At 60.8% G+C, this 19,541-nt stretch carries 20 protein-coding genes and 1 tRNA gene; 8 read left to right on the top strand and 13 right to left on the bottom strand.

Features of this window, described 5'->3' with window-relative positions:
* Positions 1–17: 17 nt before the first annotated feature.
* From pth to PBDP_RS24905, 7 genes are all read right to left on the bottom strand, one after another.
* Positions 18–602 carry an aminoacyl-tRNA hydrolase gene (gene pth / locus PBDP_RS24935; RefSeq protein WP_003185374.1) on the bottom strand — a complete coding sequence of 195 codons (585 nt, stop codon included), beginning with the start codon at positions 600–602 and terminating at the stop codon, positions 18–20.
* A 166-nt stretch (positions 603–768) separates the two neighbouring features.
* Positions 769–1,371, bottom strand: coding sequence for a 50S ribosomal protein L25/general stress protein Ctc (locus PBDP_RS24930; protein WP_109754913.1), 603 nt, complete (start codon positions 1,369–1,371; stop codon positions 769–771).
* Between the two features lie 143 nt (positions 1,372–1,514).
* On the bottom strand, positions 1,515–2,456 hold the full coding sequence (locus PBDP_RS24925) for a ribose-phosphate pyrophosphokinase (protein ID WP_003171603.1): 942 nt from the start codon (positions 2,454–2,456) through the stop codon (positions 1,515–1,517).
* A 47-nt stretch (positions 2,457–2,503) separates the two neighbouring features.
* Positions 2,504–2,578, bottom strand: a tRNA-Gln gene (locus tag PBDP_RS24920).
* A 37-nt stretch (positions 2,579–2,615) separates the two neighbouring features.
* Positions 2,616–3,467: a 4-(cytidine 5'-diphospho)-2-C-methyl-D-erythritol kinase gene (ispE, locus tag PBDP_RS24915; protein WP_109754912.1), complete on the bottom strand. Its 852-nt coding sequence runs from the start codon at positions 3,465–3,467 to the stop codon at positions 2,616–2,618.
* 1 nt (position 3,468) lies between these two features.
* Positions 3,469–4,086 (bottom strand): lipoprotein insertase outer membrane protein LolB, encoded by a 618-nt coding sequence (lolB, locus tag PBDP_RS24910; protein ID WP_109754911.1) that lies wholly within the window; start codon positions 4,084–4,086, stop codon positions 3,469–3,471.
* 4 nt (positions 4,087–4,090) lie between these two features.
* Positions 4,091–5,815: a tetratricopeptide repeat protein gene (locus tag PBDP_RS24905; RefSeq protein ID WP_060740651.1), complete on the bottom strand. Its 1,725-nt coding sequence runs from the start codon at positions 5,813–5,815 to the stop codon at positions 4,091–4,093.
* 172 nt (positions 5,816–5,987) lie between these two features.
* On the opposite strand from PBDP_RS24905, the gene hemA reads away from it, so the two are divergent.
* From hemA to PBDP_RS24875, 6 genes are all read left to right on the top strand, one after another.
* On the top strand, positions 5,988–7,277 hold the full coding sequence (gene hemA / locus PBDP_RS24900) for a glutamyl-tRNA reductase (RefSeq protein ID WP_116833445.1): 1,290 nt from the start codon (positions 5,988–5,990) through the stop codon (positions 7,275–7,277).
* The gene (prfA, locus tag PBDP_RS24895; protein ID WP_063324387.1) at positions 7,274–8,356 is read left to right on the top strand and encodes a peptide chain release factor 1; all 1,083 of its coding nucleotides are present in this window, start codon (positions 7,274–7,276) and stop codon (positions 8,354–8,356) included. Before hemA ends, prfA begins: the two co-directional genes overlap by 4 nt.
* 14 nt (positions 8,357–8,370) lie before the next feature.
* The gene (gene prmC / locus PBDP_RS24890; RefSeq protein WP_109754909.1) at positions 8,371–9,201 is read left to right on the top strand and encodes a peptide chain release factor N(5)-glutamine methyltransferase; all 831 of its coding nucleotides are present in this window, start codon (positions 8,371–8,373) and stop codon (positions 9,199–9,201) included.
* Complete coding sequence (locus PBDP_RS24885; protein ID WP_212801447.1) at positions 9,195–9,950, top strand: molybdopterin-synthase adenylyltransferase MoeB; 756 nt, start codon at positions 9,195–9,197, stop codon at positions 9,948–9,950. Before prmC ends, PBDP_RS24885 begins: the two co-directional genes overlap by 7 nt.
* Positions 9,943–10,734, top strand: a complete 792-nt coding sequence (murI, locus tag PBDP_RS24880) for a glutamate racemase (protein WP_212801446.1) — start codon at positions 9,943–9,945, stop codon at positions 10,732–10,734. Before PBDP_RS24885 ends, murI begins: the two co-directional genes overlap by 8 nt.
* 114 nt (positions 10,735–10,848) lie before the next feature.
* Positions 10,849–11,367, top strand: a complete 519-nt coding sequence (locus PBDP_RS24875; protein ID WP_025215451.1) for an acyloxyacyl hydrolase — start codon at positions 10,849–10,851, stop codon at positions 11,365–11,367.
* Positions 11,368–11,499: 132 nt separating this feature from the next.
* On the opposite strand, the gene PBDP_RS24870 is transcribed toward PBDP_RS24875, so the two are convergent.
* From PBDP_RS24870 to PBDP_RS24845, 6 genes are all read right to left on the bottom strand, one after another.
* On the bottom strand, positions 11,500–11,805 hold the full coding sequence (locus PBDP_RS24870) for a YkgJ family cysteine cluster protein (RefSeq protein ID WP_109754908.1): 306 nt from the start codon (positions 11,803–11,805) through the stop codon (positions 11,500–11,502).
* 27 nt (positions 11,806–11,832) lie between these two features.
* Complete coding sequence (locus tag PBDP_RS24865) at positions 11,833–12,606, bottom strand: SDR family NAD(P)-dependent oxidoreductase (protein WP_176689623.1); 774 nt, start codon at positions 12,604–12,606, stop codon at positions 11,833–11,835.
* 123 nt (positions 12,607–12,729) lie between these two features.
* Positions 12,730–14,181 carry a deoxyribodipyrimidine photo-lyase gene (phrB, locus tag PBDP_RS24860; protein WP_212801445.1) on the bottom strand — a complete coding sequence of 484 codons (1,452 nt, stop codon included), beginning with the start codon at positions 14,179–14,181 and terminating at the stop codon, positions 12,730–12,732.
* Positions 14,182–14,195: 14 nt separating this feature from the next.
* Positions 14,196–15,143, bottom strand: coding sequence for a MerR family transcriptional regulator (locus PBDP_RS24855; protein ID WP_212801444.1), 948 nt, complete (start codon positions 15,141–15,143; stop codon positions 14,196–14,198).
* Positions 15,143–16,105 carry a YbgA family protein gene (locus tag PBDP_RS24850; RefSeq protein ID WP_116833442.1) on the bottom strand — a complete coding sequence of 321 codons (963 nt, stop codon included), beginning with the start codon at positions 16,103–16,105 and terminating at the stop codon, positions 15,143–15,145. The genes PBDP_RS24855 and PBDP_RS24850 overlap by 1 nt, the downstream gene beginning before the upstream one ends.
* A 174-nt stretch (positions 16,106–16,279) precedes the next feature.
* On the bottom strand, positions 16,280–17,266 hold the full coding sequence (locus PBDP_RS24845; RefSeq protein ID WP_163856715.1) for an NAD(P)/FAD-dependent oxidoreductase: 987 nt from the start codon (positions 17,264–17,266) through the stop codon (positions 16,280–16,282).
* A 196-nt stretch (positions 17,267–17,462) separates the two neighbouring features.
* Here PBDP_RS24845 and PBDP_RS24840 point away from each other — a divergent pair, with 196 nt between their 5' ends.
* The gene (locus PBDP_RS24840; protein WP_212801443.1) at positions 17,463–18,362 is read left to right on the top strand and encodes a TIGR01777 family oxidoreductase; all 900 of its coding nucleotides are present in this window, start codon (positions 17,463–17,465) and stop codon (positions 18,360–18,362) included.
* 13 nt (positions 18,363–18,375) lie between these two features.
* Positions 18,376–19,401: a ferrochelatase gene (gene hemH / locus PBDP_RS24835; protein WP_116833440.1), complete on the top strand. Its 1,026-nt coding sequence runs from the start codon at positions 18,376–18,378 to the stop codon at positions 19,399–19,401.
* Positions 19,402–19,541: the final 140 nt, after the last annotated feature.

The raw sequence follows: 19,541 nt of genomic DNA, 5'->3' as shown, positions 1-19,541 counted from the left end.
TTCCCCTCGGATAAGTGTCAGGCCTTCTGGCTGTGCAGGTTTTTCATCGCGCGGTTCCATTCACCGGCGAGGATATCCGGCAGCACGCCGAGGGCAAAGTCGATGCTGGCATCGAGTTTTTCCTGTTCGGCGCGAGGCGCACGACCCAGGACAAAGTTTGAAACCATACTGGCTACGCCCGGGTGGCCGATGCCGAGCCGCAGGCGGTGAAAGGTATTCTGATTACCCAATTGCGCGATGATGTCGCGCAACCCGTTGTGCCCGCCATGGCCGCCGCCTTGCTTGAGCTTGGCAACGCCCGGAGGCAGGTCGAGTTCGTCGTGGGCCACCAGGATTTCTTCAGGCTTGATGCGGAAGAAACCGGCCAATGCCGCCACGGCCTGGCCGCTGCGGTTCATGTAGGTGGTGGGGATCAACAGACGAACATCCTGACCCTGATGCGAGAAGCGCCCGGTCAGGCCGAAATATTTGCGATCGGCCGCCAGGCTGACGCCTTGTGCGTGCGCGATGCGCTCAACAAAAAGGGCCCCTGCGTTATGCCGGGTCTGTTCGTATTCAGCGCCTGGATTTCCCAGGCCAACGATCAGTTTAATGGCAGTCACGATAGGGGCCCTTCCTGGAGTGTGGATAACAATGTCGCAATCAGGCGGTGTTGCGACAGTGGACGAAAATGGAGGATTTACCGTTAAGTAAACTTCGCGTTCTCGCCCGCTGTCTCGCTACGTTCCAGTCCGCGATGTTTCCGGTCACTCCGGCGACAGAGTGAAATTACTCTGCAGCGCCTTCTTCAGTGGCTTCTGGAGCAACACGTGGAGCGTGGACGTTGGCAACAGCCTTGTCATCGCCGTGTGCCAGAGCAACAAACTCAACGCCTTTAGGAGCCTTGAGGTCGGACAGGTGAATGATCGTGCCGACTTCGGCGTTAGCCAGGTCGACTTCGATGAATTCAGGCAGGTCTTTCGGCAGGCAGGTCACTTCGATTTCCGAAACAACGTGCGAGATTTCGCCGCCTTTCTTGATCGGAGCAGCTTCGCCAACGAAGTGCACAGGCACGATAGCGGTCAGTTTCTGGCCGGCTACTACGCGTACGAAGTCGGCGTGCATCACGTGGCCTTTGGCCGGGTGACGCTGCAGGGCCTTGATCACGACGTTTTGCTTGGTGCCACCAACGTTCAGCTCGATGATGTGGCTGTAGGCCGCTTCGTTTTCGAGCAGTTTGGCAACTTCTTTGGCCAGCATGCTGATGGACTCAGGGGCTTTGTCGCCACCGTAGACTACAGCTGGAACCAGGCTTGCGAGACGACGCAGGCGGCGGCTCGCACCTTTCCCCAGGTCGGAACGCACTTCAGCATTCAGAGTAAAATCGTTCATGTTGTATCTCCAAAGTAACCACATTCACCCCAGCGCTTGCGACCAGCGCTAAAGGCGATATGGGCAAAAAAGCCCCGCCCCGACAATGAATGTCGGGGCGGGGCGCTTTTCGTCAACGAGATGTCGCGGTGAGGGCAGGGCCCTTAGCGGAACATCGCGCTGATCGATTCTTCATTGCTGATGCGGCGAACCGCTTCGGCAACAACCGGTGCGATATCCAGTTGACGGATACGCGCACAGGCTTGTGCTGCTGCGGACAACGGGATGGTGTTGGTCACCACCAGTTCGTCCAGCACGGAATTTTCAATGTTTTCGATCGCTCGACCCGACAGCACAGGGTGTGTGCAGTAGGCAAAGACCTTGGCGGCGCCATGCTCTTTCAGGGCCTTGGCCGCGTGGCACAGGGTGCCGGCGGTATCGACCATGTCGTCGACCAGAATACAGGTACGCCCTTCGACGTCGCCGATGATGTGCATCACTTCGGAGTGATTGGCTTTCTCACGGCGTTTGTCGATGATACCCAGATCCACGCCCAGGGATTTGGCAACGGCCCGTGCACGCACGACGCCACCAATGTCCGGGGACACGATCATGAGGTTTTCGAAGCGCTGATCTTCGATATCATCCACCAGGACCGGGGAGCCGTAGATGTTATCCACGGGAATATCGAAGAAGCCCTGAATCTGGTCAGCATGCAAGTCAACCGTGAGGACACGATCGATGCCGACTACGGTAAGCATGTCAGCCACGACTTTCGCGCTGATTGCCACACGTGCGGAACGCGGACGGCGATCCTGACGGGCATAACCAAAGTAAGGAATAACAGCAGTGATACGAGTAGCCGAGGAACGGCGGAAGGCATCAGCCATCACGACGAGTTCCATCAGGTTATCGTTGGTCGGAGCGCAAGTCGGCTGAATAATGAAGACGTCTTTACCGCGAACGTTTTCATTGATCTCGGCAGTGATTTCGCCGTCGGAGAACTTACCGACAGAAATGTCACCGAGAGGGATATGCAGCTGACGTACGACACGCCGAGCCAGATCGGGGTTGGCGTTCCCCGTAAAGACCATCATCTTGGACACGCGCAGTACCTGAAGGCTGAGGGTATACCTGGATGAGTATAGGAAAATGGCAGGGGCGGCTGGATTCGAACCAACGCATGGCAGGATCAAAACCTGCTGCCTTACCGCTTGGCGACGCCCCTGTATCTGTTGCTGCGAGTGCCCAGCACTCGATTCCTTTTAGAGCAGGTTTTGTAGCTTGCGATGCAACATCGAAACGTTGCTTCCTTTTGCTACAAACCCCGTAAGGGTCTCTGTCAGAAGGGCCGAGACTTTATCAGCTTCAGCTTTGCTTGGGAAGCCCCCAAACACACAACTTCCAGTTCCGGTGAGTTTTGCTTCGGTAAATTTACCTAACAAATTCAATGCGTTACGAACATCTGGATAACGCCTTGCTACCACCGGTAAGCAGTCATTTCGACTGTTTCCCTTGGGAACGGGGCGCACTTTAATGGGAGGAGAGTTACGTGTCAACAGCGGATCTGAAAAAATTTCTGCTGTACTTACAGAGACTTGCGGCACCAGTACCAAGTACCAGGGTTCTTCGGGTTCCACCGGGGTGAGTTTCTCCCCTACGCCTTCGGCGAAAGCGGCGTGGCCACGCACGAAAACCGGCACGTCGGCACCCAGTGTCAGGCCCAGCGCCGCCAGGCGATCCGCGTCCCAGCCCAACTGCCAGAGGTGGTTTAGCCCCAGTAAGGTCGTCGCGGCATTTGAGCTGCCGCCACCGATACCACCGCCCATGGGCAGGATTTTTTCGATCCAGATATCGATGCCCAGCGAACACCCGGATTGTTCCTGGAGTTTTTTCGCCGCCTTGACGATCAGGTTGCTGTCGTGGGGGACGCCATCGAATTCGGTGTGCAGGTGAATCACACCGTCGTCGCGCACGGCAAACGTGATTTCGTCGCCGTAGTCCAGGAACTGAAAAATCGTCTGCAGCTCGTGATAGCCGTCGGGGCGGCGACCGAGGATGTGCAGCATCAGGTTGAGCTTGGCCGGGGAGGGCAGGGTCAGGCGTGCAGCGGTCATGTCATTGCCCCAGCTTGCGCGGCTGCCATTGCTTGATCACCAGCGTGACGTCGAGATTGCTGCCATGCAGCTTGATGCGCTCGGGCAGCCAGTAGCCGTTCTGCTGGGCATAGCTCAAGTATTCGATCTGCCAGTCATCCTGGTCCAGGTTGGACAGGCGGCTGTCGGCGTCGAGGGTCAGGCGGCTCTTGCTGTCCGGTGCCGGTAGCCCGCGAACCCACCAGGTCAGGTGGGATACCGGCAGTTTCCAGCCCAATTGTTCTTCCAGCAGCGCTTCGGGGGTGGGTGCCTCGTAGCGTCCCTGGTTGGCGACTTCCAGCGAAACCTGGCCCGGCCGGCCGGTCAATCGTGCCGCGCCGCGACCCAGTGGGCCCGACAGGCGAATGTCGTAGTAGTCCTGGCGTTGCAGCCAGAAAAGCGTGCCACTGCCCGAGTCCTTCGGCGCGCGAATGCCGATCTTGCCGTCGATCTGCCAGCCGTCGAGGCCGCTCAGTTGTTGCTTGTGCTCGCGCCACTGGGCCTGGTTGCCCTGGCCCTGGACGGATTCACGGGCGCCGAAGCCCGCGCAACCGGCGAGCAAGGCAATGAAGCTGAAAACGATGAAATGGCGCAAAAACATGATTTTAAAGAGTCTCGGATCCGGTCAGGCGTTTGATGGTGCTGCGCAGGATAGGGCTGTCAGGCTGATCCTTGAGGAATCGGCTCCAGATCTGCCGCGCTTCACGTTGCTTGCCGTTGGCCCACAGGACCTCGCCCAGGTGAGCGGCGACTTCCTGGTCGGGAAAACGCTCCAGGGCCTGGCGCAACAGGCGTTCGGCTTCGTCGAGATTGCCCAGGCGGAAATTCACCCAGCCGAGGCTGTCGAGCACCGCCGGGTCTTCCGGGTTGATCTGGTGGGCCTGTTCGATGAGCAGCTTGGCTTCGTCATAGCGGGTGGTGCGATCCGACAGCGTGTAGCCCAGGGCGTTGAGGGCCATGGCGTTGTCCGGGTCGCGCTGGATGATCAGGCGCAGGTCTTTTTCCATCTGGGCCAGGTCGTTGCGTTTTTCCGCCAGCATCGCACGGGTGTACAACAGGTTCAGATCGTCCGGGTACTGCTTCAAGGCTTGTTGCAGCACGTTCCAGGCCTTGTCGCCCTGATTGTTGGCCGACAGGGTTTCTGCTTCGATCAGGTACAGCTGGATGCCGTAGTCCGGCTGGGAATCGCGCTGTACGGCTAGGCGGCTCTGGGCGTCGGCGGTCTTGCCATTGCTGATCAGGATATCGGCCTGGCGCAACTGCGCCGGCAGATAGTCGTTGCCCGGGCCGACCTGGGCGTACTCGATCAGTGCGCTCTCGGGGTCGTTGCGTTCCTCGGCGATGCGACCCAGGTTCAGGTGGGCCGAGTCGACATGGCTTTCCCGGGCGATCAGGTCCTCCAGGTAGCCCTTGGCCTCTTCCCAGGCCTTGGCTTCCAGGCAGACCAGTGCCAGGGAGTAGCGCAACTCGTCGTCTTCCGGGTATTGCTGGACCAGGCTGGAGAACTCCACCTTGGCGTCGTCCATGCGGTTGTTTTCCACCAGCATGCGGGCATAGGTGAGGCGCAGGCGTTTGTCGTCCGGGTATTTCTTGATGCTTTTTTCCAGCAGTGGCAGCGCTTCGTCGCCGCGATTCAAGCCTTGCAGCAGGCGCGCGCGCAGGAGGATAGGTGCCACCTCGCCGGCTTCCGGCGGGTTGTCTTCCAGCAGGGTGAGGGCGCCCTGGGTGTCACCATCCTGTTGCAGCAGCAAGGCCTTGCCGAAAATCAGCTGGCCGTTGTTCGGGTGGCGCTGCAACAGGCGATCGAAGCTTTTCATCAGGCCGTTGCGGGTTTCCTGGTCGGTATCGGCGGCGGACAGCGCCAGGAAATCGAAATGGGTGTCGCCCTTGCCCAGCAGGACCTTCTCCATATACACCATGGAGTCGTCGTAGCGCCCGGCCCGGGCCAGTTGCACGGCGGCGGCGCGCTGCGCTTCCAGGTCATCGGGAGCATTCCTGGCCCAGATCAGTGCGGTATCCAGCGCGGGCTGGTCGGCGCCCAGGTATTCGGCAATGCGAAAGGCCCGCTCGGAGATGCCCGGGTCCTGGGTGTTGATGGCCTGGGTCACGTAGTTGTCCAGCGCGATGTCGAAGCGATTGCGCTGGCCTGCCAGTTCGGCGCTCAACAGGCTGAAGATGGTTTCTTCGCTGAACGAACCGTAGACCTTGGGTTTTTCAGGTGCCTGCACGCTGTCTTCGACCGGCGGCGTACCGTCCGTCGAAACGGGGGCCATGGACTGGCAGCCGCTGAGCAAGGCAAGGGCGAGGAGCAACGCGGAAGATCTATTCATATAGGAAGAGGACGACTAACCTGCGGTCGGATCATCATGACACAAGCCTTGAGTCAAACATAACCGCCCCGTCGATTTACCATCCCGGGCAGGGCGATAGAGATCGAGTGGTTGTTCTGAATCTGACGAAGTAGGACAATTGCCGGCTTCACGTCACCATCAGCGACCTTGAATGGCCTTCCTTGCACTCGGTATTAACCACAAGACTGCTTCAGTAGACGTCCGCGAGCGCGTGGCCTTTACGCCTGAGCAGCTGGTTGAGGCCTTGCAGCAGCTCTGCCGACTCACCGACAGTCGCGAAGCTGCGATCCTCTCCACCTGCAATCGCAGCGAGCTTTATATAGAACAGGATCACGTTTCAGCCGATTCAGTCCTGCGCTGGCTGGCCGAATATCACAACCTGAGCCTTGAAGAGCTGCGCGCCAGTGCCTATGTGCACGAAGACGATGCGGCCGTTCGTCACATGATGCGTGTCGCCTCGGGGCTCGACTCGCTGGTGTTGGGCGAACCACAGATCCTCGGCCAGATGAAGTCGGCCTATGCCGTGGCCCGTGAGGCCGGCACCGTCGGCCCGCTGCTGGGGCGCCTGTTCCAGGCTACGTTCAACGCCGCCAAGCAGGTGCGTACCGACACGGCCATCGGCGAGAACCCGGTGTCCGTGGCGTTTGCCGCTGTCAGCCTGGCAAAACAGATTTTCAGTGATTTGCAACGCAGCCAGGCGCTGCTGATCGGCGCTGGCGAGACCATTACCCTGGTCGCCCGCCATCTCCACGACCTGGGTGTGAAGCGCATTGTCGTCGCCAACCGCACCCTGGAGCGGGCCAGTAGCCTGGCCGAGCAGTTCGGCGCCCATGCGGTGCTGCTCTCGGACATCCCGGCCGAACTGGTACACAGCGACATCGTCATCAGTTCCACCGCCAGCCAGTTGCCGATCCTCGGCAAGGGCGCTGTGGAAAGTGCCCTGAAGCTGCGCAAGCACAAACCGATTTTCATGGTGGACATTGCCGTTCCCCGGGACATCGAGCCGGAAGTCGGTGAGCTGGACGACGTTTACCTCTACAGCGTCGACGATCTGCACGAGGTGGTCGCCGAGAACCTCAAGAGCCGGCAGGGCGCGGCCCAGGCGGCGGAAGAGATGATCAGCGTCGGTGCCGACGACTTCATGGTGCGCCTGCGCGAGCTGGCCGCGGTGGATGTGCTCAAGGCGTATCGTCAGCAGAGCGAACGCCTGCGCGACGAGGAACTGCAAAAAGCCCAGCGCCTGCTGGCCAACGGCGGCAGTGCCGAAGAGGTGCTGGTGCAACTGGCCCGCGGCCTGACCAACAAATTGCTCCACGCCCCCAGCGTCCAGCTCAAGAAGCTGACCGCCGAAGGTCGCCTCGATGCGCTGGCCATGGCCCAGGAACTCTTTGCCCTCGGTGAGGGCTCACCGGATAGCTTTTCGGATAAAAAACCGCAATGAAAGCGTCACTGCTCAACAAGCTGGACATCCTCCAGGACCGTTTCGAAGAACTGACCGCCTTGCTGGGCGATGGCGAGGTCATTTCCGACCAGAACAAGTTCCGCACCTATTCCAAGGAATACGCGGAAGTCGAGCCGATCGTCGCCACTTATAAACAGCTGCTCAAGGTGCAGGGCGACCTCGAAGGTGCCCAGGCGCTGCTCAAGGACAGCGATCCGGATATGCGCGAGATGGCGGTGGAGGAAGTTCGCGAAGCCAAGGAGCAGTTGCTCGAACTGGAAAGCAACCTGCAACGCATGCTGCTGCCCAAGGACCCGAATGACGGGCGAAACGTATTTCTTGAAATTCGTGCCGGTACCGGCGGTGACGAGGCGGCGATTTTCTCCGGTGACCTGTTCCGCATGTATTCACGCTACGCCGAGCGGCGCGGCTGGCGGGTGGAGATTCTCTCGGAGAACGAAGGCGAGCACGGCGGCTATAAAGAAGTCATCGCCCGGGTCGAAGGCGACAATGTCTACGGCAAACTGAAATTCGAATCCGGCGCCCATCGCGTGCAACGCGTGCCGGCCACCGAGTCCCAGGGACGCATCCATACCTCGGCTTGCACCGTGGCGGTATTGCCCGAGCCGGACGAGCAGGAAGCCATCGAGATCAACCCGGCGGACCTGCGGGTCGATACTTATCGTTCCTCCGGCGCGGGCGGCCAGCACGTCAACAAGACCGACTCGGCAATCCGCATCACGCACTTGCCGTCGGGCATCGTGGTCGAGTGTCAGGAAGAACGTTCCCAGCACAAGAACCGCGCGCGGGCCATGGCCTGGTTGTCGGCCAAGCTCAACGACCAGCAGACCAGCGCCGCCGCCAATGCCATCGCCAGCGAGCGCAAGCTGCTGGTGGGCTCGGGTGATCGTTCCGAGCGGATCCGTACCTACAACTTCGCCCAGGGCCGAGTCACCGACCATCGTGTCAACCTGACCCTGTATTCCCTCGACGAGATTCTTGCCGGTGGTGTCGATGCGGTGATCGAGCCGTTGCTGGCCGAATACCAGGCCGACCAGTTGGCTGCGATTGGCGAGTAAGCACAGGTGAATAAATGACCATCATCGCCAGTCTGTTACGCGCCGCCGAACTGCCGGATTCGCCCACGCCGCGGCTGGACGCCGAGTTGTTGCTGGCCGCTGCGCTGGGCAAGTCCCGCAGTTTCCTGCACACCTGGCCCGAGCGGATCGTGCCCAGCGAGGCGGCGTTGCTGTTCTCCGAATACCTGCGCCGGCGTCGTTCCGGCGAGCCGGTGGCGTACATCCTCGGGCAGCAGGGCTTCTGGAAGCTCGACCTGGAAGTCGCGCCCCACACCCTGATCCCGCGTCCCGACACCGAGTTGCTGGTGGAAACCGCGCTGGCGTTGCTGCCGGCGACCCCGGCCCGGGTCCTGGACCTGGGCACCGGTAGCGGCGCGATTGCCTTGGCATTGGCCAGTGAGCGAGCGGCCTGGAAAGTCACGGCGGTCGACCGGGTGCTGGAAGCCGTGGCCCTGGCCGAACGTAATCGCCAGCGCCTGGACCTGGGCAACGTCACGGTGTTGAGCAGCCACTGGTTCAGCGCGTTGGAGGGCGAGCGTTTTACATTGATCATCAGTAATCCGCCTTACATCGCGGCCAGCGATCCGCATCTGGTCGAGGGCGACGTGCGTTTCGAGCCGGCCAGTGCCCTGGTCGCGGGACCGGACGGTCTGGATGACCTGCGCCAGATCATTGCCCAGGCCCCCGGGCATCTTGAACCGGGCGGCTGGTTGATGCTTGAACACGGTTACGATCAGGCCGAAGCGGTGCGTGATTTGCTGCGAGCCCAAGGCTTTGTTGAAGTCCATAGCCGCAAGGACCTGGGCGGTCACGAGCGCATCAGCCTGGGGTGCCTGCCGTGCTGAACGATCAGGAGCTGTTGCGTTACAGCCGGCAGATTCTGTTGCAACACGTCGACATCGACGGCCAATTGCGTCTCAAGCAAAGCCGCGTGCTGATCGTCGGTCTCGGCGGTCTTGGCGCCCCGGTGGCGTTGTACCTGGCCGCCGCCGGGGTGGGGGAGATGCACTTGGCGGATTTCGATACCGTCGACCTGACCAACCTGCAACGCCAGATCATTCATGACACCGACAGCGTCGGCCTGAGCAAGGTCGATTCGGCGATGCGTCGCCTGACGGCGATCAACCCCGAGGTCCGGCTGGTGCCTCACCTGGCGGCCATGGATGAAGACAGCCTGGCCGCGGCGGTCGCGGCGGTGGATGTGGTGCTCGACTGCTCCGACAACTTTTCGACCCGCGAGGCGGTGAACGCGGCCTGTGTCGCGGTGGGTAAACCGCTGGTCAGTGGTGCGGCGATTCGCCTGGAAGGGCAGTTGTCGGTGTTCGATCCGCGTCGCCCCGAAAGCCCTTGCTACCACTGCCTCTACGGCCACGGCAGCGAAGCCGAGCTGACCTGCAGCGAAGCCGGCGTGATCGGGCCGTTGGTGGGCTTGGTAGGCAGTCTGCAAGCCCTTGAAGCCTTGAAGTTGCTGGTCGGTTTCGGTGAGCCGTTGGTGGGGCGCCTGCTATTGATCGATGCATTGGGCACGCGTTTCCGTGAACTGCGGGTCAAGCGTGATCCAGGCTGCAGCGTCTGTGGTGGTCGGCATGAGTGAAGCGCCGGTCGGTGTGCTTGACTCGGGTGTCGGCGGGTTGTCGGTGCTGGGGGAAATCCGTCGGTTGCTGCCCGATGAGTCGCTGTTGTACGTGGCTGACTGTGGGCATATTCCCTACGGCGAGAAAACCCCGGAATACATCCGACAACGCTGCTCGATCATTGCCGACTTTCTCCTGGGCCAGGGCGCCAAGGCGCTGGTCGTGGCGTGCAACACCGCAACGGTGGCTGCCGTTGCCGATCTGCGCCGTGATTTCCCCGATTGGCCCATCGTCGGCATGGAGCCGGCGGTCAAGCCGGCGGCTGCCGCGACCCGCAGCGGTGTCGTCGGTGTGCTGGCCACCACCGGTACCTTACAGAGCGCCAAGTTCGCCGCGCTGCTCGACCGGTTCGCCACCGATGTGCGGGTCATCACGCAACCCTGTCCGGGGCTGGTGGAACTGATCGAGGCGGGTGATCTGCACAGCCCGGCCTTGTATCAGTTGCTGCAACATTACGTCGAGCCCTTGCTGGCGGCTGGCTGTGACACGTTGATCCTGGGGTGCACGCACTATCCGTTCCTCAAGCCATTGCTCGCGCGGATGATTCCGGAGCACATCAGCCTGATCGACACCGGTGCCGCCGTGGCCCGGCAACTCCAGCGCCTCTTGACTGAGCGCGGGCTGTTGGCGGAGGAGCCAGCCAGTGAAACGCATTTCTGGACGAGTGCAGACCCGATACATTTAAGAAAAATCCTACCCACGCTATGGCATTCGTCTGGCGTTGTGCGAAGCTTTGATCTGTAAAAAAAACGTGAAAATTGTGTAAAACAGGCTGAACTTCTGTTTTAGCGCAGATTTCTATAGCTCTGTCTGTTTGTAAGAAAATCAACTAAGTCTGTTCGGAAAAGGATGTTTCTAATGAAGCGCTTATTCTGTTTTGCCGCGTTTGCGGCTGCATTGTTGGGGCACACTTACACTGCACAAGCAGCGGGAGTGGAGTTTGGGGTTGGCCAGACCAGCGACTCGACCATGACTTATCGCCTGGGCATGCAGTTCGACTGGGACAAGAGTTGGCTGCAAAGTGATGTCGGTCGCCTGACCGGCTACTGGAGTGGCGCCTATACCTATTGGGAGGGGGACGAGACGTCCAGCAACCACAGCCTGTCGTTCTCGCCTGTGTTTGTGTATGAGTTTTCCGGCCAGAACGTGAAGCCTTACATTGAGGCGGGTGTCGGTGTGGCGTTGTTCGCCAATACCGAAGTGGAAGACAACAAGCTCGGTACGGCTTTCCAGTTTGAAGATCGCATCGGGTTCGGCCTGCGCTTCAACGGTGGACATGAAGTGGGCATTCGCGCCACGCATTACTCCAACGCCGGCATCAAGTCGACCAACGACGGTGTAGAAAGCTACGCGCTCCACTACACGATGCCGCTGTAACAAAACAGCTTGAGAACTGTGGGAGCGAGCCTGCTCGCGAAGCGGTGGGCCAGCCAATATGGTGTTGCCTGATCTACTGCTTTCGCGAGCAGGCTCGCTCCCACAGTAAATCAGCTCTGTCAGATCATTCCTTTATCGATACGCCGTCGCAATCCCTTGGCGTTCTTCCAGGCATTCCGGCGCCCCCATCTCGAATTCGCGGCAGATCAGCGGGCGCTTTTCGTAGATGCTGCACATCATGCTGTCCCGATCCAGGGCCGCGCACCACCCGTCATCGAGTCGCAGCATCACCTCGGCACCCCAATCGTCCGTGGCGATAAACCGTTGCGGCACCCCGGTGTCGGTGATCAACATCACTTCCAGCTGGCAGCAGCACGCCGCGCACGTCGAGCAGGTGATGACCGGTGCCGGGATTTCATGCAGGGGGATGGTTTTCATGACGCGCAGTGTAAGGCAATCGGCGGCTCAGGGTTGTCCCTTGATCGGATAGCCGTTTTTTGCCTGGCATGAGTCGGTATCGGCCGGCATGGTTTCGGTCGAAGAAGGTAAGGGCCAGAGTGCGGTCATGCATGCGATGGGGAGCGCGACTTCCCGGGGGCGTTCGACGAGTTGTTCGAGCACATGCCGCGCCGCTTCGTCCGCTGACTGGTGGGCCTGCGTTGGAAAGCAACCGTCGGGCCCCAGCGACGGACCGTCATACCCAGGGTGCACCAACGTCACATCGATACCTGCGGATGCCAGCCCAGCTCGATCCGATGTGAACAGATAACGCATTGCATTGCCACCCGTTTCGTTTTGCGAGGGCGGCAGATAAGTTACCGGGCTGGCAATGCCCACCAGATGAGGTTCGGCCCCGGCGCGCAGCAAAGGCATGGCCACTTCAATGCAGAAACTGGCGGCCAGCAGGTTGCTGCGCACGATGTGTTCTATCAAGGTGTGATCGGCCGGCTGCCCGTCAACGTACTCAGCCGTTCCGAGATTGAGGATCACGCTGTCCAAGGCGCCCCATTGGCGGGCGATTTGTTCGCCGATTTCGCGCACGCTCTGACTGTCGGTCAAATTGCCAGGCACTGTCAGCACTTGTCCTGGATAACGTACCGAAAAGCTGTCGCACGATCGGGCCGAGCGCGAACTGACGGCCAGATATGCGCCTGTCTCCAGGATCGCTTCAGCCAACGAAGCGCCGATTCCGTTGCCAGCCCCGGTGAGCCAATAGCGCCGCGGCAGTGTTAGACCCATTCCATGCTCCTTTCGATTGGACAGCGTACTGATTAAGCGCATTTTCAGTAGAGTCCATACGATTAGTAAGACTATATGTCATCGGGTAAATAATGCACCCCACAGGCCGGCATTTCTTGTTCGCTAATCGCCCATCCCTTCAGTACCTGCATCCTGGCGCGCTGGCAGGTTTCTGAACGCTGCCAGCGCACGCGCCCTGGATTCGCGCAAATCGACGATCGGTGCCGGATAATCCACTGCGCCAAACAAGCCGCCTTGGGTATTTGGGCTATGGACCCGTTGGCTGTCCAGATCGTTCAGTCCAGGTAACCAGCGTTTGATGAACAGGCCTTCGCGATCAAATTTTTCCGACTGGCTCATTGGGTTGAAGATGCGGAACCAGGGCGCCGAATCGGTGCCGGTGGAGGCGCTCCACTGCCAGCCGCCATTGTTGGCGGCCAGGTCGCCGTCGATCAAGTGCTGCATGAAAAAACGCTCGCCTTCGCGCCAATCGATCAACAGATTCTTGGTCAGGAACATCGCCACGACCATCCGCAAACGGTTGTGCATCCAGCCGGTCTCCAGCAACTGGCGCATGGCCGCATCGATAATCGGCAGGCCGGTGCGTGCTTGCTTCCATGCCTCCAGTTCTGCGGGGGCCTCGCGCCACGCCAGCGCCTCGGTTTCCGGGCGAAAGGCGCGATGGCGCGACACGCGTGGATAGCCCACCAAAATATGTTTATAGAACTCGCGCCAGAGCAGTTCATTGATCCAGGTCACTGTTCCGGCACTTCCGCTTTCGAATTCACCCTGGTTGGCTTGTAGCGCGGCGTGCAGGCACTGACGCGGCGACACCACCCCTGCCACCAGATAGGCCGATAGCTGGCTGGTGCCCGGCCTGGCGGGAAAGTCCCGTTCGTTCTGGTAGTCGTCGATGTGTTGGTCGACAAAGGTGTCCAGGCGCCGACGGGCTTCGGTTTCGCCAGCGGGCCAGAGGGCGCGTAGCGCTTCGCTGGGTGGGGGGAATCCAGCGACTTGCGTCGGCACCGGATCACGGGCAATGCCGGTGGGAGCCTGCCGGAGCGGTGTGGCGACCAGGCTCGGCAAGGAGAAATGCAGGCGGCTGTAGCAGACCTTGCGGAACTGGCTGAACACTTGGAAATAGTTGCCGGTCTTGGTCAGTACGCTGCCGGGTTTGAACAGCAATTGGTCGAGATGGCTGTGAAATTCAATGCCTTGGTCATTCAAGGCGCGGGCGACCTCGGCGTCGCGTCGCGTTTCATTCAGGCCGTACTCTTCGTTGACATGCACGGCGCCGACGTTCAGCTCGCGACACAGTTTGAGCAGCACCTCTGGGGCCTGGTGCCAATGCGCTGCGTCGCGGATCAGCAGCGCAATGTTCAATTCGTCCAGGGCCGCGCTCAACGCGCCGAGGTTACGTAGCCAGAAATCGATCTTGCACGGTGCATCGTCATGGGCGCGCCATTGTTCGGGGCTGGTCAGGTACACCGCCACGCATGGGCCCTGGGCCGCTGCCGCCGTCAGGGCGGTGTTGTCGTGCAGGCGCAAGTCGCTGCGCAGCCAGATCAGTTGCATGCTGTTTTTTCCATCTAAAGGAGTGCTCTGCGGCTCAGTTCGCGATGAGCCGATAACGGGTCTACGGCCCAGGACACGTCAACCAGCGAGACGCCTGTGGATAACATGGCGTGGTGGATCGACGCGGCCGGGCCGGCAATGATGATCGGGCAATCGATGCCGCCCAACAGCCGGGGCAGTTGGGAAAGGTTGAGGGCATGACTGGAATACAGCAGTACGCCCCGGGCCTTGAGGCGTTCCACCGCCAGGGCCAGTTCGCCCGGCGGTAGAGGGCTGTCGAATACTTCCACCGGGCAGTCAGCGCTGCTGGCCAGCCAGGCAGTGAGCCACAGGTGCGGCTCCTGGGGCGAGTCTGAATGATTGACCAGCAACAATGGTGCGCCGCGCAGCTGACGGTTGTTGTGGTAGATGCGGCTGCCGAATTTGCTGCGCAGCCACGAATACAGGAAGACCCGTTCCAGCTGCGCGCCGAACTGGCCCTGCCAGTGCAGTTGCAGCTCGGCCAGCAACGGCAAGAGCAATTGCTCGCACACGGTCCAGGGCGGGTATAGCGCCATCGCCTGATTGACCAGGTCATCGATCTGGCGCTCGGCCAGTTGCGTCACCGCCAGCACCAGGGCATGACGTTGGGGCTGCCAGTCATTCTCTGGCGCCTGCGTGGGTTCGCTCGGCGGCTGCGGTGTGTCCAGCAAGGGTTTGATCTTGCTCACGGCAACGCCACGATCGATCCAGGTGAGGATGTTCAGGATCCGTTGCACATGATCGGCATTGAACAGTCGGTGGCCCTTGGGCGTGCGGTGCGGCACGATCAGGCCGTAACGGCGCTCCCAGGCCCGCAGCGTGACGGCGTTGACACCGGTTTGCCGGGAGACCTCGCGTATGGGCAGCCAGCCTTGTGCCAGGGCCTGGGCAAAATCGGCCCCGAGGTCTTCGCGGGCGCTGGAGTCGGGCTCGTTGCTCATCAAATAGCGTTTCGCAGGCTGAGGTTTTCCGGGTGCGGTTGCAGGTAGACCTGCTGTGCCAGGTAAGGATCGGGGTGCTGGCGCAAGTGATGCTTGAGCAACGTCAGTGGCACTACCAAGGGCACGATGCCGAGGCGATATTGCCCGATGAGATGCTGTACTTCCTGTTTGTCCTCGGCGTCGATGGCGCGCTTGAGGTAACCGCTCAGGTGTTGCAGCACATTGGTGTGGGTGCGGCGGGTCGCGCATTTCTTCAAGGCCGCCATCAATGCACTGAAGTAGCGTGGGCCCAGCTCATCAGGGTCGGTCCTGCCCATGTTGCCCAACAAGGAGCCCAGGACCTTGTACTGCACCGGGTTGTGGGCCATCAGCAGGTATTTGTAGCGCGAGTGGAATTCGATCAGGCCGCGACGGGTCAGACCCTGGCGACGCAAGGATTGCCAGGCGGCATAGGCAAACACGCGGGTCAGGAAGTTCTCCCGCAGCACCGGGTCGTTGAGGCGACCGTCTTCCTCCACCGGCAGGTCGGGGTGGTGGGCACAAAAGGCCTGGGCATAGATGCCGCGCCCGCCGCCGTCCTGGGTCACGCCGTTGTGGTCGTAGACCTTGACCCGCTCCAGCCCACAGGACGGCGATTTCTGCATGAAGATGTAGCCGCAAATGTCATCCAGTTCCCCTGCCATCTGCTGCCCATAGTCGGCCAGTGGCCGGGTCACGTTGAGGTCGCGATTCACCGTGCCCAGCGCCTCAGGGTGTCCGGGGTTGCCTACCAGGCGGATCGGTTCGCGGGGGATACCCAGGCCAATGGCGACTTCGGGACATACCGGCACGAACTCGAAATAGTCGACGAGGGTGCGGCTGCACAACTGCGATTGCTTGTGCCCGCCGTTAAAGCGAACTTCAGCACCCATCAGGCAGGCGCTGATGGCGATTCTGGGTTTGGCGATGGCTGCGCTGGACATGGGCGACCTCTGATTGCTAAATCTTGTACAAATTTTTGTATATGTACAATATTTTTATCATAGGCTCGAACCCGCGCAAGTCAATCGGATTGAGTAGCGAGGCGGCGTCAAACTGTGTCGAAGGCAGGCTGCTGTCTCTTTCGACAGCAGCGTAAAGCGATGGGGTGACGCGATCTATTGCAGGCTTGCATGCAGGCGGCGGGCAGCTTCCTGGCCGCTTAGCCATGCGCCTTCGACCCGGCCGGACAGGCACCAGTCGCCACACACATACAGGCCCAGGTCGGCATCGGCCAGGGCGCCCCATTCATGGTTGCCAGCGGGGCGGGCGTAGAGCCAGCGATGGGCGACACTGAAGCTTGGTGCGGGCATGGCGCTGTGCAGCAGTTCGGCGAAGGCGCCGTGCAGGTGTTCGATCACCGCTTCCTTGGACAGGTCGATGTGCTGCCGGCTCCAGTCGCTGGTGGCATGCAGTACCCAGGTATCGAGCTTGCTGTCGCGTCCGGGTTTGCTGCGGTTGCGGGCCAGCCAGTCGAGGGGGCTGTCCTGTACGAAGCAGCCTTCCATGGAGGTATCCAGCGGCTTTTCGAACGCCAGGGCCACTGCCCAGGTCGGGTCCATCTTTACCCCCGCTGCCACGCCAGCCAGCTTCGGCACGGCCGCCAGCAACGCGGTGGCCTGGGGTGCGGGCGTGGCGATCACCACCTGGCCGAAGGGGCCGTGGGTGAAACCTTCCGCGTCCTGCAAATGCCAATGTTCCTGGCCGCGGTACACCTCGGTGATCCGGCAGGAAAACTGCACTTGCAACTTGCCGAGCAGGGCACGGGTGATGGCGCTCATGCGCGGAGTGCCGACCCAGCGGGTCTGTTCGTCCGGCGAAGGGCTCAGTTGCCCGCCCTGGAAATTGTAGAGTTGCGGGTTCCATTCCGCGGCCCAGCCGTTGGCTTGCCAGCGCTGGACCTCCGTGACAAAGCGCCGATCGCGAGCGGTGAAGTATTGCGCGCCCATGTCCAGGGCGCCGGCATCGCTGCGTTTGCTCGACATGCGTCCGCCACTGCCGTGGCTTTTATCGAAGAGTTGAACGATATGCCCGGCCTCCGTCAGGGCCTGGGCGGCTGAAAGTCCGGCGATGCCGGTGCCGATGATTGCGATAGGTACAGTCATGAGGGCCTCGTTTACCTTTCTGTACAGACTACGCCGTCGTTTAAACCTGTACAATTCGGGTTTTTGGTATAAGTTTTACCGTTCGCGTTTGGACAGGTTGTCCTATTGTTAAACACAGACCCTGTCCGATACGAAAAATCCCTGCTTATAAAAATAGACTAATGGGCCGGGTAAAACGCGATGCGAGGAACATCTCATGCACATATTGCTGACCGGCGGTACTGGTTTGATCGGACGTCAGCTCTGCCGCCTCTGGTTGGAGCAGGGACATCGCTTGACGGTATGGAGTCGCCGGCCTGAAGAGGTGGCGAAAATCTGTGGGGCACAAGTGCGCGGCGTTGCCAGGCTCGAGGACATCGATGTGCCGGTGGACGCGGTGATCAACCTCGCGGGAGCGCCCATTGCCGACCGGCCCTGGAGCCACAAACGCAAGATGTTGCTATGGAGCAGTCGCATCACATTGACGGAAGTTTTGCTGGCGTGGCTGGAGCGTTGCGAACAGAAACCGCAGGTGTTGATTTCCGGTTCGGCAGTGGGCTGGTACGGCGATGGTGGCGAGCGCGAGTTGACCGAGGAATCGGGACCGGTGAGCGAAGATTTTGCCAGTCAGTTGTGTATCGCCTGGGAAGAAACCGCGCAGCGGGCCGAGGCGCAGGGCATGCGCGTGGTACTGGTTCGTACCGGCCTGGTCCTGTCTGCCGAGGGCGGCTTTTTGTCGCGGCTGTTGCTGCCATTCAAACTGGCGCTGGGCGGGCGTATCGGCAATGGTCGGCAGTGGATGCCGTGGATTCATATTGACGATCAAATCGCCCTGATTGATTTTCTTCTGCACCGCTCTGATGCCAGCGGTCCTTATAATGCGTGCGCTCCTAACCCGGTGCGCAACCGCGATTTTGCCAAGGCCTTGGGGCGCGTGTTGCATCGGCCAGCCGTGGTGCCGATGCCGGAGCTTGCGTTGAAAGTCGCATTGGGGGAATTGTCACTGCTGTTGCTCGGCGGCCAGCGCGCCACGCCGGCCCGACTGCAGGCGACGGGTTTCACATTCCGGTTCACTGATTTGCCCGCGGCCCTGGAAGACTTGTCCAGCCGCCTTTGAAATAGGACGTTGCATGACCGATCACGCGTTGCTTCTGGTGAATCTGGGTTCGCCTGCCTCCACTTCGGTGGCCGATGTGCGCCGCTACCTCAATCAATTCCTGATGGATCCGTATGTCATCGACTTGCCATGGCCGGTCCGGCGCTTGCTGGTGTCGCTGATTCTGATCAAGCGTCCCGAGCAGTCGGCTCATGCCTACGCTTCGATCTGGTGGGAGGAGGGGTCGCCGTTGGTGGTGCTCAGTCGTCGGCTGCAACAGGCCATGACCGTGCAGTGGACCCAGGGCCCGGTGGAACTGGCGATGCGTTATGGCGAGCCGTCCATTGAATCGGCGCTGGTGCGCCTGGCGAGCCAGGGGCACAAAAAGATCACCCTGGCGCCGTTGTACCCGCAGTTCGCTGACAGTACCGTCACCACGGTGGTCGAGGAAGCGAAGCGGGTTGTGCGGGAAAAGAAGCTTAATGTGCAGTTCTCGATTCTCCAGCCGTTCTACGACCAGCCGGAGTACCTCGACGCCCTGGTGGCCAGCGCCAAGCCCTACCTGATGCAGGATCACGATCACCTGCTGTTGAGTTTCCACGGCTTGCCCGAGCGACACCTGACCAAGCTCGACCCAACGGGGTTCCATTGCTTCAAGGATGCCGACTGCTGCAAGAACGCACCGCCGGAAGTCATGGCCACCTGTTACCGCGCCCAGTGCATTCGCACGGCCGAACAGTTCGCCCAGCGCATGGGGCTCAAGGAGGGCCAGTGGTCGGTGTCGTTCCAGTCGCGGCTGGGCCGTGCCAAGTGGATCGAACCCTACACCGAAGCGCGCCTGGATGAGTTGGCCAAAAGCGGTGTGAAGAAAGTCTTGGTGATGTGCCCGGCGTTCGTGGCCGATTGCATCGAGACCCTGGAGGAAATCGGCGATCGCGGGCGCGAGCAATTCCGCGCGGCAGGAGGGGAGGAGCTGGTGCTGGTGCCGTGTCTCAACGACGAGTCGCAGTGGGCGAAGGCGTTGAGTACGTTGTGTGAGCGGGCGCCCATCGCTTTGTGAAATTCAAGGGCCCCATCGCGAGCAGGCTCGCTCCCACAGTGGATCTCGAGTGATCACAAAACTGGTGTTCACAACAGATCCCATGTGGGAGCGAGCCTGCTCGCGATAGCTATCTGACTGACAACAAAACCTCAAGCTCG

The organism is Pseudomonas sp. St290, from assembly GCF_018325805.1.
Classification (GTDB): domain Bacteria; phylum Pseudomonadota; class Gammaproteobacteria; order Pseudomonadales; family Pseudomonadaceae; genus Aquipseudomonas; species Aquipseudomonas bijieensis.
The sequence above is the reverse complement of the archived record's forward strand: the minus strand, read 5'-3'. Positions and strand labels throughout refer to the sequence as shown.

What these genes read in the sequence shown, in the direction of transcription:
- hemH (WP_116833440.1), top strand. Translation starts at nt 18,376, where the DNA reads ATGACCGATCACGCGTTGCTTCTGGTGAATCTGGGTTCGCCTGCCTCC.
- ispE (WP_109754912.1), bottom strand. Translation starts at nt 3,467, where the DNA reads ATGACCGCTGCACGCCTGACCCTGCCCTCCCCGGCCAAGCTCAACCTG.
- hemA (WP_116833445.1), top strand. Translation starts at nt 5,988, where the DNA reads ATGGCCTTCCTTGCACTCGGTATTAACCACAAGACTGCTTCAGTAGAC.
- lolB (WP_109754911.1), bottom strand. Translation starts at nt 4,086, where the DNA reads ATGTTTTTGCGCCATTTCATCGTTTTCAGCTTCATTGCCTTGCTCGCC.
- PBDP_RS24850 (WP_116833442.1), bottom strand. Translation starts at nt 16,105, where the DNA reads ATGTCCAGCGCAGCCATCGCCAAACCCAGAATCGCCATCAGCGCCTGC.
- prmC (WP_109754909.1), top strand. Translation starts at nt 8,371, where the DNA reads ATGACCATCATCGCCAGTCTGTTACGCGCCGCCGAACTGCCGGATTCG.
- PBDP_RS24855 (WP_212801444.1), bottom strand. Translation starts at nt 15,143, where the DNA reads ATGAGCAACGAGCCCGACTCCAGCGCCCGCGAAGACCTCGGGGCCGAT.
- PBDP_RS24875 (WP_025215451.1), top strand. Translation starts at nt 10,849, where the DNA reads ATGAAGCGCTTATTCTGTTTTGCCGCGTTTGCGGCTGCATTGTTGGGG.
- PBDP_RS24930 (WP_109754913.1), bottom strand. Translation starts at nt 1,371, where the DNA reads ATGAACGATTTTACTCTGAATGCTGAAGTGCGTTCCGACCTGGGGAAA.
- phrB (WP_212801445.1), bottom strand. Translation starts at nt 14,181, where the DNA reads ATGCAACTGATCTGGCTGCGCAGCGACTTGCGCCTGCACGACAACACC.
- PBDP_RS24905 (WP_060740651.1), bottom strand. Translation starts at nt 5,815, where the DNA reads ATGAATAGATCTTCCGCGTTGCTCCTCGCCCTTGCCTTGCTCAGCGGC.
- PBDP_RS24845 (WP_163856715.1), bottom strand. Translation starts at nt 17,266, where the DNA reads ATGACTGTACCTATCGCAATCATCGGCACCGGCATCGCCGGACTTTCA.
- PBDP_RS24870 (WP_109754908.1), bottom strand. Translation starts at nt 11,805, where the DNA reads ATGAAAACCATCCCCCTGCATGAAATCCCGGCACCGGTCATCACCTGC.
- PBDP_RS24865 (WP_176689623.1), bottom strand. Translation starts at nt 12,606, where the DNA reads ATGGGTCTAACACTGCCGCGGCGCTATTGGCTCACCGGGGCTGGCAAC.
- PBDP_RS24840 (WP_212801443.1), top strand. Translation starts at nt 17,463, where the DNA reads ATGCACATATTGCTGACCGGCGGTACTGGTTTGATCGGACGTCAGCTC.
- murI (WP_212801446.1), top strand. Translation starts at nt 9,943, where the DNA reads ATGAGTGAAGCGCCGGTCGGTGTGCTTGACTCGGGTGTCGGCGGGTTG.
- prfA (WP_063324387.1), top strand. Translation starts at nt 7,274, where the DNA reads ATGAAAGCGTCACTGCTCAACAAGCTGGACATCCTCCAGGACCGTTTC.